This is a genomic window from Novosphingobium sp. FG137, assembly GCF_057809735.1.
In genome coordinates, this window is the sequence record NZ_JBMDKN010000001.1 from 70,633 (window position 1) to 85,140 (window position 14,508).

At 66.5% G+C, this 14,508-nt stretch carries 16 protein-coding genes; 7 read left to right on the forward strand and 9 right to left on the reverse strand.

Going from position 1 to position 14,508, the window contains the following annotated elements:
• The first annotated feature begins 37 nt into the window (after positions 1-37).
• The 5 genes from ACODS2_RS00300 (at position 38) to ACODS2_RS00320 (ending at position 5,510) form a co-directional block, all read left to right on the forward strand.
• Positions 38-1,084 carry an ABC transporter ATP-binding protein gene (locus tag ACODS2_RS00300; RefSeq protein WP_488997082.1) on the forward strand — a complete coding sequence of 349 codons (1,047 nt, stop codon included), beginning with the start codon at positions 38-40 and terminating at the stop codon, positions 1,082-1,084.
• On the forward strand, positions 1,084-2,307 hold the full coding sequence (locus tag ACODS2_RS00305) for an ABC transporter permease (protein WP_488997083.1): 1,224 nt from the start codon (positions 1,084-1,086) through the stop codon (positions 2,305-2,307). The genes ACODS2_RS00300 and ACODS2_RS00305 overlap by 1 nt, the downstream gene beginning before the upstream one ends.
• Positions 2,308-2,398: 91 nt before the next feature.
• On the forward strand, positions 2,399-3,733 hold the full coding sequence (locus ACODS2_RS00310) for a cytochrome P450 (protein WP_488997084.1): 1,335 nt from the start codon (positions 2,399-2,401) through the stop codon (positions 3,731-3,733).
• Between the two features lie 193 nt (positions 3,734-3,926).
• On the forward strand, positions 3,927-4,442 hold the full coding sequence (gene msrB / locus ACODS2_RS00315) for a peptide-methionine (R)-S-oxide reductase MsrB (RefSeq protein ID WP_488997085.1): 516 nt from the start codon (positions 3,927-3,929) through the stop codon (positions 4,440-4,442).
• A 42-nt stretch (positions 4,443-4,484) separates the two neighbouring features.
• Positions 4,485-5,510, forward strand: coding sequence for an esterase-like activity of phytase family protein (locus tag ACODS2_RS00320; RefSeq protein WP_488997086.1), 1,026 nt, complete (start codon positions 4,485-4,487; stop codon positions 5,508-5,510).
• On the opposite strand, the gene rpmB is transcribed toward ACODS2_RS00320, so the two are convergent.
• Complete coding sequence (rpmB, locus tag ACODS2_RS00325) at positions 5,511-5,795, reverse strand: 50S ribosomal protein L28 (RefSeq protein ID WP_298172200.1); 285 nt, start codon at positions 5,793-5,795, stop codon at positions 5,511-5,513. It lies immediately after the preceding gene.
• A 125-nt stretch (positions 5,796-5,920) separates the two neighbouring features.
• Here rpmB and ACODS2_RS00330 point away from each other — a divergent pair, with 125 nt between their 5' ends.
• The gene (locus ACODS2_RS00330; protein WP_488997087.1) at positions 5,921-6,376 is read left to right on the forward strand and encodes a nucleoside deaminase; all 456 of its coding nucleotides are present in this window, start codon (positions 5,921-5,923) and stop codon (positions 6,374-6,376) included.
• On the opposite strand, the gene ACODS2_RS00335 is transcribed toward ACODS2_RS00330, so the two are convergent.
• From ACODS2_RS00335 to ACODS2_RS00355, 5 genes are all read right to left on the reverse strand, one after another.
• Positions 6,373-7,068 carry a ribonuclease T2 family protein gene (locus ACODS2_RS00335; RefSeq protein WP_488997088.1) on the reverse strand — a complete coding sequence of 232 codons (696 nt, stop codon included), beginning with the start codon at positions 7,066-7,068 and terminating at the stop codon, positions 6,373-6,375. The genes ACODS2_RS00330 and ACODS2_RS00335 overlap by 4 nt on opposite strands.
• Complete coding sequence (locus tag ACODS2_RS00340) at positions 7,068-7,496, reverse strand: hypothetical protein (RefSeq protein WP_488997089.1); 429 nt, start codon at positions 7,494-7,496, stop codon at positions 7,068-7,070. The genes ACODS2_RS00335 and ACODS2_RS00340 overlap by 1 nt, the downstream gene beginning before the upstream one ends.
• Positions 7,497-7,566: 70 nt before the next feature.
• Positions 7,567-8,430, reverse strand: a complete 864-nt coding sequence (nadC, locus tag ACODS2_RS00345; RefSeq protein WP_488997090.1) for a carboxylating nicotinate-nucleotide diphosphorylase — start codon at positions 8,428-8,430, stop codon at positions 7,567-7,569.
• A gap of 183 nt (positions 8,431-8,613) precedes the next feature.
• A complete protein-coding gene (locus ACODS2_RS00350) occupies positions 8,614-9,411 on the reverse strand; it encodes a LytR/AlgR family response regulator transcription factor (protein WP_298172216.1) in 798 nt (265 codons plus the stop codon).
• 3 nt (positions 9,412-9,414) lie between these two features.
• Positions 9,415-10,572 (reverse strand): sensor histidine kinase, encoded by a 1,158-nt coding sequence (locus ACODS2_RS00355; RefSeq protein WP_488997091.1) that lies wholly within the window; start codon positions 10,570-10,572, stop codon positions 9,415-9,417.
• Positions 10,573-10,778: 206 nt separating this feature from the next.
• Between ACODS2_RS00355 and ACODS2_RS00360 the strand changes: the two genes are divergently transcribed.
• On the forward strand, positions 10,779-11,402 hold the full coding sequence (locus ACODS2_RS00360; protein WP_298172221.1) for an HD domain-containing protein: 624 nt from the start codon (positions 10,779-10,781) through the stop codon (positions 11,400-11,402).
• Here ACODS2_RS00360 and ACODS2_RS00365 read toward each other — a convergent pair.
• From ACODS2_RS00365 to ACODS2_RS00375, 3 genes are read right to left on the reverse strand one after another with little or no spacing between them, the layout of a single operon-like run.
• Positions 11,399-12,307, reverse strand: coding sequence for a M48 family metalloprotease (locus tag ACODS2_RS00365; RefSeq protein ID WP_488997092.1), 909 nt, complete (start codon positions 12,305-12,307; stop codon positions 11,399-11,401). The two genes, ACODS2_RS00360 and ACODS2_RS00365, sit on opposite strands and share 4 nt — an antisense overlap.
• Positions 12,307-13,092, reverse strand: a complete 786-nt coding sequence (locus tag ACODS2_RS00370; RefSeq protein ID WP_488997093.1) for a DsbA family protein — start codon at positions 13,090-13,092, stop codon at positions 12,307-12,309. Before ACODS2_RS00370 ends, ACODS2_RS00365 begins: the two co-directional genes overlap by 1 nt.
• A 33-nt stretch (positions 13,093-13,125) precedes the next feature.
• On the reverse strand, positions 13,126-14,496 hold the full coding sequence (locus tag ACODS2_RS00375) for a M48 family metalloprotease (RefSeq protein WP_488997094.1): 1,371 nt from the start codon (positions 14,494-14,496) through the stop codon (positions 13,126-13,128).
• Positions 14,497-14,508 lie beyond the last annotated feature (12 nt).

Here is a 14,508-nt window from a genome sequence, read left to right on the forward strand (position 1 = left end):
GCCCCTCGTTCATGCCTGACGGTTAACGGCATACGCCATGAAGATCGAACCCTTTGCTTCCTTTACCGGGACGACCGTGCTGGACAATGTTCCATCCGCTGAGGTTGCCCCTGAACTCGCAATCGAGGCGCGCGGCCTCGTCAAGCGCTTCGACGGCTTCACTGCCGTCGACGGCGTCGACATCTCGGTGCCGCGCGGCGCGATCTACGGCATTCTCGGCCCCAATGGTGCGGGCAAGACGACGACGCTGCGCATGCTGCTCGGCATCATCGATCCCGATTCGGGCTATCGCCGCGTGCTGGGCCATGAGCGCCCGACCGAAGTGGCGCGCCGCATCGGCTATCTGCCGGAGGAGCGCGGGCTCTATCCGGCGATGAAGGCGACCGAAGCCATCGCGTTCCTCGCCGCACTGCGCGGGGTGCCGCTTAAGGAAGGCCGCCGGCGGGGGCGTGAACTGCTCGAACAGCACGGCCTTGGCTATGCGGCGGACCGCCAGATCCGGCAGCTCTCCAAGGGTATGGCGCAGCAGGTGCAGCTGCTCGGCACGCTGGTGCACGAGCCCGATCTCGTGGTGTTCGATGAGCCGTTCTCGGGTCTCGACGCGCTCAATCAGGGCAAGCTCGAGCGGATGATCCGCAGTCTTGCCGAACGCGGCACGACGGTGATCTTCTCCACCCACGTCATCGCCCACGCCGAGCGGCTCTGCGACCAGATCGCGATCATCGCCGGCGGCAAGGTGCCATTCGCGGGTCCAGTGGACGCCGCGCGCGATCGCCTGCGTCCGCAAGTGCGCCTCGAAACCCGCGTGCAGGACGGGCCGTGGCGTGCCGCGTTGCCCGCCGATGCGCGCCACGAAGGCCGTTTCTGGTTCTTCACTCTGCCTGAAAGCGGGGTCGAGCCGCTGCTGCGCGCGCTGATCGAAGGCGATGCCGGCATTCTCTCGCTCTCCATCGAGCGGCCGGGCCTGCACGATGCGTTCGTGTCGATCGCCGGCGAGGCAGCTGCCCGCGCGCTGGAGGAATCGGCGCAGGAAGCGGCCGAGAAGGCCGCCGAACAGACCGGATCAAAGAAGGGTCGCCGCTGATGCTCCGCAACCATTTTGCCGCCGCCTGGGTGATCATGCGCCGCGATTTCTGCGCGGTTATCTTCTCCAAGACGTTCATCTTCTTCCTGATCGGCCCGCTGTTCCCGGTATTCATCGGCGCGATGGCGGCGGCGGTGGGCTCGCAGGTCTCGCGCGATATCGACAATCCGGTGATCGGCGTTGCCATGCCCGCGCACCAGGGCGATTCGCTGGTTGCCGCGCGGGGTGGCCTTGCGCCGAAGATGGCGGGCTTCGTGCCGGAATATACCGTGCTGGCGCGCCTTGCGCCGGGTGAAAATTTCGATGCGCGCACGGTGCTGGCTAGCAAGGGCGTGAAAGGCGCGCCGCAACTCGCTGCCGTGATCACCGGCACGTTGGACAAACCGGTGCTGACCGGCAACTCCGAGCGGGTCGACCAGTGGCGCGGGCAGGTCGCGCTGATCGCGGCGGAGGCCGGTGCGCCGGGGCCGCGCACCTATCCCGAGGTGGCGGAGGACAAGATCGCCACCACCGCGGCCAAGCAGCACGTCGATCTCGCGGTCACGGCGCAAGCGGGCCAGGTGCTGTTGTTCCTCCTCACGATGCTGCTGGCCGGCATGGTGCTGTCCAACCTCGTCGAGGAAAAGGCCAACAAGATCATCGAAGTACTCGCCGCCTCGATCCCGATGGACGCGCTGTTCCTTGGCAAGCTCTTCGCGATGCTCGCGGTCAGCCTCGTCGGTATCGCGGTGTGGGGCTCGGTCTATGGCGTGCTGATGCTGGCCGGCATGAAATCGATCCCGCTGCTGGCGACGCCAGCTGTCGGTTGGCCGCTGTTCTGCGTCCTCGGCTTTCTCTACTTCGCGATGGCCTATCTGCTTCTCGGCTCGCTGTTCCTCTCGATCGGCGGCATGGCGACCACGGTGCGTGAAGTGCAGACGCTTTCGATGCCGGTCACGATGATGCAGCTCATGGTGTTCTTCTTCGCCAGCTACGCATTGGCCCGGCCCGGCACCTGGATCGAGACCGCGAGCTTTGTCTTCCCGGTCAGCTCGCCCTTCGCGATGCTGGCGCAGGCGGCGCAATCGCCGGTGCTCTGGCCGCACCTGATCGCGCTCGTCTATCAGGCGGTGTGGGTTGGCGTGATCATCCGCGTGGGGGCGCAGCTGTTCCGCCGGACGGTGATGAAATCGGGCCCGGCGCGGGGGCGTCGGGGCTGGTTCCGCCGTCCGGCGAAGGCCTAAACCTTATTGACAGCCATGTAGGTTGCAAGGATAGTATTCACCGAGTGACAAGGGCGGCCGCGCGGAGCTGCCCGCACCCGGAAGGATAGCCATGGCCACCCAGCTCGCGCCCGAAGCGCCGTTCACTTATCGCTCGTCGCCCACTGCGAACGAGGCGTTTGAGGCCTGGCTTGCCGCCAATCCGCAGGCCGCGCCGCACCACACGCAGCCTTGGGACGTCAGCGCCTCGGCGATCTATGTCGAGGACCGCTGGGGTCCGATCTTCGCTGAAATGCGAGAGCAGGCACCCGTCAACAAGGTCACCGGCACGCCGTATGGCGACTACTGGAACGTCACCACGCACAAGGCGATCCAGCACGTCGAATCGCTGCCAGAGCTGTTTTCCTCGGGATGGCAGCATGGCGGCATCACCATCGGCGATCCGCCGGAAGGCACCGATCCGGTCAAGCTGGCCGAGCGCCAGATGCCGATGTTCATCGCGATGGACCGGCCCGAGCATACCGGCCAGCGCCGCACCGTCGCGCCCGCCTTCACGCCCGCCGAAATGGTGCGCATGGAAACGGAGATCCGTGCGCGAACCGGCGAAGTGCTCGACAGCCTGCCCTGGGGCGAGAAGTTCGATTGGGTCGACAAAGTCTCGATCGAGCTCACCACCGGCATGCTCGCGATCCTGTTCGGCTTCCCGTGGAAGGACCGCCGCCTCCTCACCTTCTGGTCCGACTGGGCCGGTGATGTGGAACTGACGCTGGCGCAAGACCTTGCCGACCAGCGCTTCGAGATTCTGAGCGAGATGGCACGCTATTTCCAGGGCCTGTGGATGGAGCGCATGGGCAAGGCGCCGACGCCCGATCTCATCTCGATGATGATCCATTCGCCGGCCATGGCGACGATGAGCCCGCTGGAATTCATGGGCAATCTCGTGCTGCTGATCGTCGGTGGCAACGATACCACGCGCAACACGATGTCCGGCATCGTCCACGCGCTCGATCAGTTCCCGGATCAGCGGGCGCTACTCGAATCCGATCCCTCGCTGATCCCCAATGCGGTGCAGGAATGCCTGCGTATCGTGACGCCGCTGGCACACATGCGCCGTACCTGCACGGCGGATACCGAGCTGTTTGGCCAGCAGGTCAAGGCAGGCGACAAGGTCATCATGTGGTACCTTTCGGCCAACCGCGACGAGACGGTGTTCGAAAACCCCGACAAGCTCATCATCGATCGCCCCAATGCGCGCCGCCACCTTGCTTTCGGTTATGGCGTTCACCGCTGCGTTGGCGCGCGGCTTGCCGAACTGCAGCTGCGCGTGCTGCTCGAGGAGATGCACGAGCGCAAGATGCGCGTGCGGGTGGCGGGCGAGGTGAAACGAGTGCGCGCCAACTTCGTCCATGGCTTCCGCAAGCTGGAGGTTGTGCTCGAGAAGCGCTGAACCAGGGCCCTGAACCTTTCCTATCCGATTCGGTCAGATTCGGTTCAGATAGCCTGGGCTAGGAGGGTGGCGTCCCGCCGGTGGGCTTACCCGCCCCCCTCCCCAGCCCACCTGGCGGGACATCTCCCCACCTCGATTGGCTCCACCCGAACGGTCCTCTTGATCGGCTCGGCATGGCAGGGAATGTAACGGAATGACTCATTCCCCCGAACTGGCTGCCATGAGACCTTCACGCCGCAATTTCCTCGCCTTCCTCACCGCCACGGCGGCCATGACAGCTGCCGCCTGCGGTGCGCCCGCCGCCGCGACGCGCAAGGGAACCTTCCCGCTGCGCCATACCGAAGCGGAATGGCGCAAGATCCTCACGCCCGCGCAGTACTATATCCTGCGTGAGGAGGGGACCGAGCGGCCGTTCACTTCGGCGCTGCTGGGGGAACATCGCAAGGGCACTTTCACTTGTGCGGCTGACGGCAATGCCGTGTTCGCCTCCTCGACCAAGTTCGACAGCGGCACCGGCTGGCCCAGCTTCTGGACCCCGATCAAGGGCGGCATCGCCACGTCGGTCGATACCTCGTTCGGCACGACCCGCACCGAAGTGCATTGCACGCGCTGTGGCGGCCACCTCGGCCACGTGTTCGATGATGGCCCGCCGCCCACGGGCAAGCGCTATTGCATCAATGGTGATGCGCTGAAGTTCGTGCCGGCCTGAAGGCGCTACCTTTTGGCGGTGCGCTGTGGCAACGCCGCCGCAATGCGCGCGTTCAAACTCGCCCTGCTGATCCTCGCGCTTGTGCCGGTCACCTGGTTGCGGGCACCGAAGCCTGAACCCTCCAGCGATCCGGTGGTCCATCTCGCCGATCTGATGCCAACGCTGCGCAGCGATCTACCGCAGATGGGTGCATTGCAGCTGGCAGGCGTCTGGCAGATCAAGGGCCGTGCGCGCAGCCTCGGCACGCTATCGGGACTGGCCCGGACGGACGATGGCTTCGTGGCCGTGGGCGACCGGGGCGGCGTGCTCTGGTTCACGCGGCCTGACAGGGCGGGGGCGTGGCGCGCGCATCTCGATCGTCTGATCCATCTCGAATGGCGCAAGCACCGCTATGCCACTGATGCCGAATCGGTCTTTGTCGAGCCGGCGAGCGGCGATCTCGTTGTCGGCTACGAGGACAAGCCGATGCTGCAGCGCTTCAGCCCGGATCTTGCGCGGCATGAGGCAATCGCGCTGCCAGCGCTGGCCGAATGGCCGGAGAATCAGGGCGCCGAGGCGACGACGCGCCTTGCCGACGGGCGCACCCTGATCATTGGCGAGACCTATTCCCGCTGGCTGGACCGGACCCGCCATCCGGCTCTGATCTTTCCGGGTACGCCCCGGCCGTTCGAGGACCCGGAGCGATTTGTGCTCATCATGCCGGACGGTTACCGGCCGAGCGAACTGGCGCAGATGCCGGATGGCCGGCTGCTCGTGCTGGGGCGCCATTTCGGCCTCCTCGGCTTCCGCTCGGTCATCGTGGTGTTTGCCCCCCAGGATGTCCGCTCCGGCGCTGAGTTGACGCCGCAGGTGCTCGCCCGGATCGATGATCCGCTTATCCGCGATAACTACGAAGGGATGACCGTGACACGCGAAGTCGATGGCAGCCAGGCGATCTGGCTGATCTCGGACAGCAACGAAATGGTCTGGGCGCAGCGAACGCTACTGCTCAAGCTGCGAATCGGGCCGGAAGTCCGTCAGACCCCGGCCCGTTCAGCGCGGGCGGCAGCTGGCCGCCCGGCGAATTGATCAGGCGGCAGTCGCCTTGGCCAGCTCGCGCTTCACCTTGAGCGCGCGCGGGCTGAGCTTGGTGTCCGACTGCTTGAGCAGCCAGTTGTCGAGCCCGCCGTTGTGCTCCACCGAGCGCAGGCCGTGGGTCGAGACGCGGAACTTGAAGCTGCGATCGAGCTTCTCCGACATGAGCGTGACGTTCTGCAGGTTGGGCAGGAACAGACGCTTGGTCTTGTTGTTGGCGTGGCTCACGTTGTGGCCGACCTGGCGGCCCTTACCGGTCAGTTCGCAGATGCGCGACATGGCTGAAAACTCGCTTGGATTTGAACGATCATGGATCGGGAAGGGCGCGCTTTTGCCGATCCGGGGGGCAAAGTCAAGGATTCGCACGTTGCGCTTGCAGCCCCACCCGCGCTAGCCCCGCCGGCATGACTCGCTGGCCCCTTCCCGAACCCATGCGCATGGCGCTGGAGGCCGCTTCAGAGGCGGCAGAGGCGGGCGAAGTGCCCATCGGGGCGGTGATCGTCAAGGACGGCGTGGTGATCGCCGCTGCGCATAATACGCCGCGCGCGGACCATGATCCCACTGCCCATGCCGAAGTCATGGCGATTCGCGCCGCCGCCGCGGCGCTGGGGCAGGCGCGGCTCACGGGCTGCGACTTGTGGGTGACGCTGGAGCCCTGCGCGATGTGTGCGGGTGCGATTGTCCACGCACGGCTGGACCGGGTCTACTACGCGGCGAGCGACCCCAAGGGCGGGGCGGTGGAGCACGGCGCCAAAGTGTTCGACGCGCCGGGCTGCCTGCACCGGCCGGAGGTCTATTCGGGGATCGGCGAGGCGGAAGCTGCGGAACTGCTGCGAGGCTTCTTCCGCGAGCGGCGTTAGCTGCCGCGCCAGATCTTCAGCGGGGCGGCGTCGCTGGCGCCCCGATCAGCGCAGGGTGCGGGCAGGAAGTCCTTGCCGTAACATACGTGGACTTCCTCCAGCCAGCCGCGCCTGTTCGCCTTCACGCGGATCGCGGCGGCAGGGAGGAACAGGGTGGCGGCGCGAAACGCGGTGCGCAGGTCTCCGGCGGTAAGGCCCGGGCGGCGCGAGAGGCGCATCATGTCAGGATAGCGCAGCGAACGCAGCAGGGCGGCGCCGGCCTTGAAGTAGCCCTCCGGCCTGCCCGCCATGCAGGCGCCGTGCTTGGCCCACTCGTGCGCGAGGAGGCCGGGCGAGGGGGTCATGCACAAGTTGCGGCGCACCGTTTCGGCGGAGAGCGGCGCAGCCTCGCACCACTGCGGCCAATTGCCGGGCGTCGCTTCGGGCCACAGGCCGTGGAGGATGAAGCCGAAGCGCCCCAGTTCGCCGCCGCACTGGTAGCTGGCACGCGGATCGCGCGCGCGGTTGCGGCAGTATTCCGGCGACCAGCTGAGCGCGAGGGTATAGCCCGCGATCGGCAACACCCGGCGCGGGCCATCCGGCACCGGCAGGGCAGGCGCGGCCAATTGCGGCGGCAAGCGGCATTGCGGAACCTCGGCCTGCGCCGCAGCGGGAAGCGCGAGGGCCAGCGCTGCAAGAGCGATCACGCGCATCAGTTGAAGGTGGACACGTCGACCATCTGGTTCTGCCCCTTGCTGCGCAGCCAATCGGCGGCATCGCGCCGGAACAGGAACACCACCGCAACAAATTGCAGCAGCGTGACCAGCGTGGTCAGCAGGGCTTCGAGAGGAGAGGAAGAGAACATCATCGCCAGCATGGGGACGGTGCCGATCATGCCGAGCAGGGTGATGACCACAAGAAGCCATTTCGCGATGTTGCTGGCCCGGCGCGCGATCAGATACCAGAACAGGAACGTCAGCCCGTAGCCGACCGCCATCAGGATCAGCAGCGCGAAAGGGCTCAAGGCGTCACTGCTGCTGAAGCCGAGTAGCCCGATGGCATTGAGCAACTGGGTCAGTAGGCTGATTGCAGTGCCACCGAGATAGAACTGTTCGAAGCGGATGATCGACTGCGGTCTCAATGCGCGGGTCCCCGTGATCGCTGTGCGGCCAGACTAGCATGCAGCGAGCAGGCGGCAATTGCGAGACAGTTCAAAGCGGCGTGAAATCGAGGCCGATATCGGCTGCCGGCGCGCTTTGCGTGAGGCGGCCGACCGAGACGTAGTCCACGCCCGAGGCGGCGATTGCGCCGATGGTTTCGAGGCGCACGCCGCCCGATGCCTCGCACGGCGCGCGGCCTGCAACGAGCGCAACGGCCTCGCGCAGCAGGTCTGGCCCCATATTGTCGAGCAGCAGGCGAGTGGCGCCTGCCTCCAGCGCGGGCTCGATCTGGTCGATGTGATCAACCTCGCAGATCACCTCGCGCACCCCGGCGGCAAGCGCGCGGCGCACCGCCTCGGCCACCCCGCCCGCGACGAGCACGTGGTTATCCTTGATCATCGCCGCGTCCCACAGCCCCATGCGGTGGTTCACCCCGCCGCCGGTGCGCACGGCGTATTTCTCAAGGTGCCTGAGGCCCGGAATGGTCTTGCGCGTATCGAGCAGCTTCGCGCGCGTGTCCCCCATCGCATCGACATACTGGCGCGTGAGCGTGGCAACGCCCGAGAGGTGCTGCACGGTGTTGAGCGCGCTGCGTTCAGCGGTGAGCATGGCGCGGGCCGAGCCGGTGAGGCGCATCAGCGCGGAACCGGGGGCAACTTGCGCGCCCTCCTCGACCAGCACTTCGATTTCCATCGCCGGATTGAGCGCGCGGAAGAAGGCGGCAGCGATGGGGAGCCCGCAGACGGTGATCGCATCGCGGCTGTCCATCACCCCGGCAAAGCGCGCGTTCGCCGGGATCACGCTTTCGCAGGTCACATCATGCCCGCCGCCGGGCAGACCCTGCCCAAGATCCTCGGCCAGCGTGGCGGCGACGAAGGCATCGAGATCAAAGCCGGGGAGGGTGAAGGTGGTCATGTGAAGCGCTTACCGATGCGCTGCTGGTGTGTCGAGACGAGGAAAGGGGTTCGCGCAGAGGCGCGGAGGCGCAGAGAAAGAGATTCCGGCGAAGCCGGTTCAATTACTGCGAGCGGGCCAGGAAGGCGAATGGCCTTCGGCCAAGACTCCCTGCGCCTCCGCGCCTCTGCGCGAACCGGAAAATCAATGCACGAAGCGCGCCACCACATCGCGGTACGAGCGCGAGACTTTCACTTCCGAGCCAGAGTCGAGCACCAGAAAGCATTCGCCATTGGTGTGCGGCTTCACTTGCCGCACGCGGTCGAGGTTGACGATCTTCGAGCGGTGCACGCGCTGGAACACGCGCGGATCGAGCCGGCGTTCGAGGTCCTTCATCGTCTCGCGCAGGATCAGTGAATTGTCGCCGGTGTAGATGCACATATAGTCCCCCGCCGCTTCGATCCGCTCGATCGTATCGACATCGACGCGGAAGATCTGGCCGCGGTCCTTGATGTTGATGAGCTTCTCGAATCGGCCGACCGCAGGCTCGCTGTCGTCAGGCATCGAATCCATCGCATCGGGAGCGACTTCGGCGAGCACGGTCTTCAATTTCTCCGCCTCTTCCAGCCCGCGCTTTTCAGCAAGGCGAGTGCGCGCGCGGTCGAGCGCGTCGGCCAGGCGGGCTGGCTCGACGGGCTTGAGGAGATAGTCGACCGCATTGGCCTCGAACGCGCGGATCGCGTGCTCGGAATAGGCGGTGACGAAGACGAACAGCGGCGGATCGATCTCGATCACCCCGCTCACCACGCTGAACCCGTCGAACCCGGGCATCTGGATATCGCAGAACACCAGATCGGGCTTCTCGGTCTTGATCTTGCGGATCGCCTCGCGCCCGTTGGAGCAGGTGTCGATGATCTCGACATCGGGGAAGGCTTCAAGCCGAAGCTGGAGGCCCTGGATCGCGAGCTTTTCGTCATCGACGAGGATCGTGCGAATGGTCATGCGCTACCTTTGCTGTGTCGCGAGCTGCGCGGCAGACTGCTGATTGGGGGCTATCTCACGCGCTTCGAAGGGCAGTTCGATCACCACCATGAAGCCTCCACCCGGCCGCTCGCCGATTTCGAACCGCTGGTTCTCGCCATAGGCCTGGGCGAGCCGGTCGCGGATATTGGCGAGGCCGACACGCGTGGAGTCCGATTGAGAACTGGTCACGCCGAACAATGTCGAGGGGTCGGTGCCCGGTTGCAAGCCCGGGCCAGTGTCGGACACGGTGACACGCAGCACCGGGCCGACGAGTTGCGCCGCGATGGTGATTGTGGCCCCTTCCTCGAGCGGGCTGACACCATACTTGATCGCGTTTTCCACCAGCGGCTGGAGCAGCAGCGAAGGCATCAGCGCGGGCGAGGCCTCATCGTCGATGCGGAATTCGGTGCCCAGCCGCTCTTCGAAGCGCATTCGCTCGATATCGAGGTAGAGCTTCAGCGTCTCGACCTCCTGCGCCACCGTCACGCGCCCGGTCGGCTCGTTGATCAGGGTGTAGCGCAGGAACGAGGACAGCCGGCTCAGCATCGCATTGGCGGGCTCGGTCTGCTTGAGCAGTACCAGTGTGGAAATCGAGTTCAGTGTGTTGAACAGGAAGTGCGGGTTGAGCTGGTAGCGTAGCATGGCCAGCTGCGCGGACGTCGCCTGCGCTTCCAGCCGCATCAGCTGGTCGTTCTGCTCTTCCACCTGCACGTAGAAGTTGATCGCGTAGTAGAGCGCCGACCACGCGCCGAGCAGCGTGAGATCGAGGTAGAACACGCCGAGGAACAGCTGCGCGAAGCCGGAATCGCCGTCCGTCCGGTAGAGGCTGATCACCCAGCTGTCGATGAAGGCATAGAGCCCGACCGCGATGGCAAGAACGACCGAGGTGATGCCCCAGGTGATCAGCGGCGTGCGGTTGATCAGCGCGCGGTAGATCACCGAGAGGATCAGCGAGATTGAAAAGCCGGTGATCGTGGCGATCAGCACGATGATGAGGAACGACCAGGGCTGCGCATTGGCAAGGCTGGACAGCGCGCGCAGCAGCATCGCGCCGCCCCAGCCAAGCATCTGCAGACGCCAGAAGGCGCGGTTCTTGTTGCCGAAGAACGGCGTGGGGCGCAGCGGCAGCTTCATTGCCATGGGGGATGTGTAGCCCACAGTTTGCCATCGCGCCACTTTTGCGCGCGGCACCAGCCCACTCCCCCGCCCGGCCACCCACGAGAGTACCCTGAATGGGTGGCCGGGCGGGGGAGTGGGCTGGTGCCGCATTCCGCGGGAGCGGAACCAACCAATGGCTTTGCGTGGCTGGGTAAACCGGTTATCCTCCCGCAAAACGGGAGAGAACCATGGATCATCACGGCAGTTCCGAAGAGCGCGCGCAGTTCCATTCGATGGAGGAAGGCACGCAGGAAGACTGGGCGATCATCGCGCGCGATTATGTCGGCTTTGCCGCCGGCCTGCCCGACCGCGTGCTTGCACACCTGAAGCTGCTCGATGGCGATTTCGGCGGCTTCCCGATCGACCGCCTGACCCACAGCCTGCAGACGGCGACCCGCGCGCACCGCGATGGCCGCCCCGAAAGCTATGTGGTAATGGCCTTGCTGCACGACATCGGCGACACGCTGGGTTCGTACAATCACCCCGAAATCGCCGCCGCGATCCTCCAGCCCTTCGTGAGCGAGGAAGAGCACTGGATCTGCCGCAATCACGGCGCGTTCCAGGGTTACTACTACTTCCACTACCTCGGCATCGATCGCAACGTGCGCGAGAAGCACCGCGACAATCCCCATTTCGATGCCTGCGCGGAATTCTGCGCCAAGTATGACCAGAGCGCGTTCGATCCGGACTACGACACGCTGCCGCTCGATTTCTTCGAGCCGATGGTGCGCCGGGTCCTCGCCCGCCCGCGCAGCGAGACGTCGATAAAGGCGATGGAAACGACCGCCGCGAAGGCCGGCGTTCCCGCCTAAGGCTCGCGGCGGAACCGCAGCGCCCAGTTCGTATCGGGCTGGGCGCGCATCACCGCGATCTCCGCCGCCATCTCGCGGGCGCGGGTGCTGGCCTTGCCGTGGCTCGCGCCGGGGATCACCAGCAGGCCGCGTGGACCGATGCGGCGGATCATCGTGAGTGCGGCTTCCGGCGGGTAGCCGGCATTCGCCATGATCCACACCGAAAGTCGGTCCGCCTCGCGCTCTGTGCGGCGGACGGCTGCGGTGGGCCGCTTGCCCGGTCCGAGCAGGGTTTCGTGATCGAGTGCGGCGTGGGCCAGTTCGTGCGCCAGCACCGCCGCGATCATCGCTTCGTCGCCGCCGAGCTGGTCCAGCGCCTCCCGGCCGATGCGCACCTGGCTGCGGGTTGCGCCGGCATTGTCCTTGGCATCATCGAGGATGAAGCGCACCCCGCACGATGGCGCGGCGGGCACAGTCACCACACGGCCGCCGTCCAGCGAGAGCGCAACCTTGCCGCCTTGCGCCGCCGCCTGCTCCAGCCGCGATTGCAGCGCCCAGACGCGGTCCCAGCTGCCCTGGCGCGGCGCCGGGCCGACCGGTTCGCCATCGACTGCCAGCACCACCGCGTTGGCGGCGAGGCCCGCCGCTTCTGCCGGGCCACCCACCGCCACGGCTGCCACCGCGATATCCCCGGTGAGGCCATAGACCGCGCGTGCCACAGCCGGATCGGCGAAGGTCTGCACGTCGCCCAGCAGCAGACCGATCCCGGGCGCGCCGCGTGCGCAATAGGGCGCATTGGCGTGGCTCAGCCGCCAGCCGATCGTCTGGACCTGCGCATCGTCCTGCTGGAGATCATCAACCGGTTGCGCGGCGGCTGGCACCGCGAAGGCGAGCGCTGCCGCCAGAACCGTACCCCGGGCGCGCATCAGCCTTTGCGGGCCGCGTTGACCGCCTGTTGCAGCGCCTCGCGCCCCACTGCGCCGGACATCAGCTTGCCGCCCACGCTCCATGCCGGTGTGCCGCTGATGCCAAGCTGGCGCGCAAAACCAAGGTTGCGCTCCAGCTCCTGATGCACACCGGGCGCTTGCGCGAAAGCAGTGGCGGCGGCGCTGTCCACGCCGGCCACGGTTGCGGCCGCTGCGATGCTGGCGCTGCTCGGCCGCTCGCCGGAGAACATCGCCTTGTGGAAGGCCGGATACTTGCCTTGTGCCGCAGCGGCGAGGCCCATGCGCGCGGCAGGTTCGCTCTCAGGCGCGATGATCGGCAGCTCGCGAACTACCACGCGCAGATCGGGGTTGGCCTTCACCAGCGCTTCGACATCGGCCACGCTGCTGCGGCAATAGGTGCAGGCAAAGTCGGTGAATTCCACCAGTGTGACCTTGCCCTGCGGATTGCCGAGCACCGCACCGGGGAACGGCGTCTCGATCGCGCCGCGCAAGGGGGCGAGCCGCGCCTCGGCTTCGCGCGCCTGGAGCTTTTCCATCGCCTCGGGCAGCACTTCGGGGTGCTCGAGGATGTAGCTGCGCACCAGCGCCTCGATCGCGCCGCGCTGGCGGGCATCGATCCCGGCCTCGGCCAGCTGGCTTTCGAGCCTGGTGTCCTGCGCGGGCGCTGCCGCTTCGCCGCCCTGGCCATGCATGGCCCACCACCCGCCGGCGGCACCCGCAGCGCCGATCACCAGCGCAAGGGCAAGAAACGGACTGAAACGCATCAACCAAACTCCTGCTGGGCCGCTTACCCCGCGCTACCGCGACTTCTTCATCCGCTCAATCATCGCGCGTGCCGACATGGCGATATCCTGCGCGCGCAGCCAATCGGGCGAGCCCTTTGGCAGCGCGCCTTCCGCCGCCTCGGCGCTGCGCAGCGCCTCGGGTAGCTGCATTTCGCCCAGCTGCTGCTCCGCGCTGGCCAGCCGGGCGCGCGGAATATCGCCCTGCGCTTCATAGACCACGCCGAGCTGGTACCACGCGAAGGGGTTGTCGCGATCACGCGCCACAGCAGTCTTGAGCACGCGCTGTGCCTCAGGGAAATTGGCCTTGTCTTCCGTCGCCAGCAGCGCGTGGCCCAGCGTGGTGGCGATCAGCGGCGCGTTCTGGGTCAGCTCGGTCGCGCGGCGCAGCGGTTCAAGCGCGTCCTTCGGCCGCCCCGATTCGAGCAGGACCTGCCCCTTCAGTTCCAGCGCATAGGGATCGTTGGGGTCCATCTTGAGCAGCGCGTCGGTTTCCGCGAGCGCCTTGTCCATCAGCGCTTCCTTGTGGAAGGCATAGGCGCGGGCAAGGTGTGCGGGCGCGTCCTGCATCCATTCGGGATAGGCGGCTAGCGTGGCGGCAGGCTCCGCCAGATAGCCCACCAGCTTGGCCTTCACCCGCAGGAACCGCGCCTGCAGCGCGGGATCGGGCGGTGCATTCCACGCCGGATCCTGCGAGAAGCTGTCCTGCATCGTCGTCAGGCGGTCTGCCGTCATCGGGTGGGTCGAATAGAACTCCGCATCGGCATCGCGCTTGAAGCCATAGCGGAACTCCATGTTCTGCAGCTTCTTGAAGAAATCGACCGAGCCCTTGCCCGAAATCCCGGCCTTTGAGAGGAAGCCCACGCTCGCCGCATCGGCCGAGGATTCCTGTGCGCGGCTGAAGGCGAGGTACTTGCCCAGCGCGGCCTGCTGGCCGGCCATCATGATGCCGATGCCCGCGTCCCCGGAACCGGCCGCCGCCGCCGCCGCGCCCAACAGCAGGCTGAGGATGGTGATGCCGGTGGCAGGCTTGCCGCCCTCGTCGCCGCGGATCACGTGGCCGCCGGTGATGTGGCCGAGCTCGTGCGCGAAGACGCCTTGCACTTCCTGCGCGTTGTCCGCCGCGCTGATCAGGCCCGAATGGATATAGACCGCCTGCCCGCCCGCCACGAAAGCGTTGATCGAGGGATCGTTGAGCAGCACGAGATCGATCGCACGCGGATTGAAGCCCGCCGCCGCCACAATCGGCGCGGCCATGTCCTGAAAGAAGGCCTCGGTCTCGGCATCGCGCAGCACCGATTGCGCCGCAGCCGGCACCGGAGCAAGGAGTAAGGCGATGGAGGCCGCCAACGCGCGGCCGATGCGGCGGGGGAGGGACCGTGTCACGATGCGCGCAGC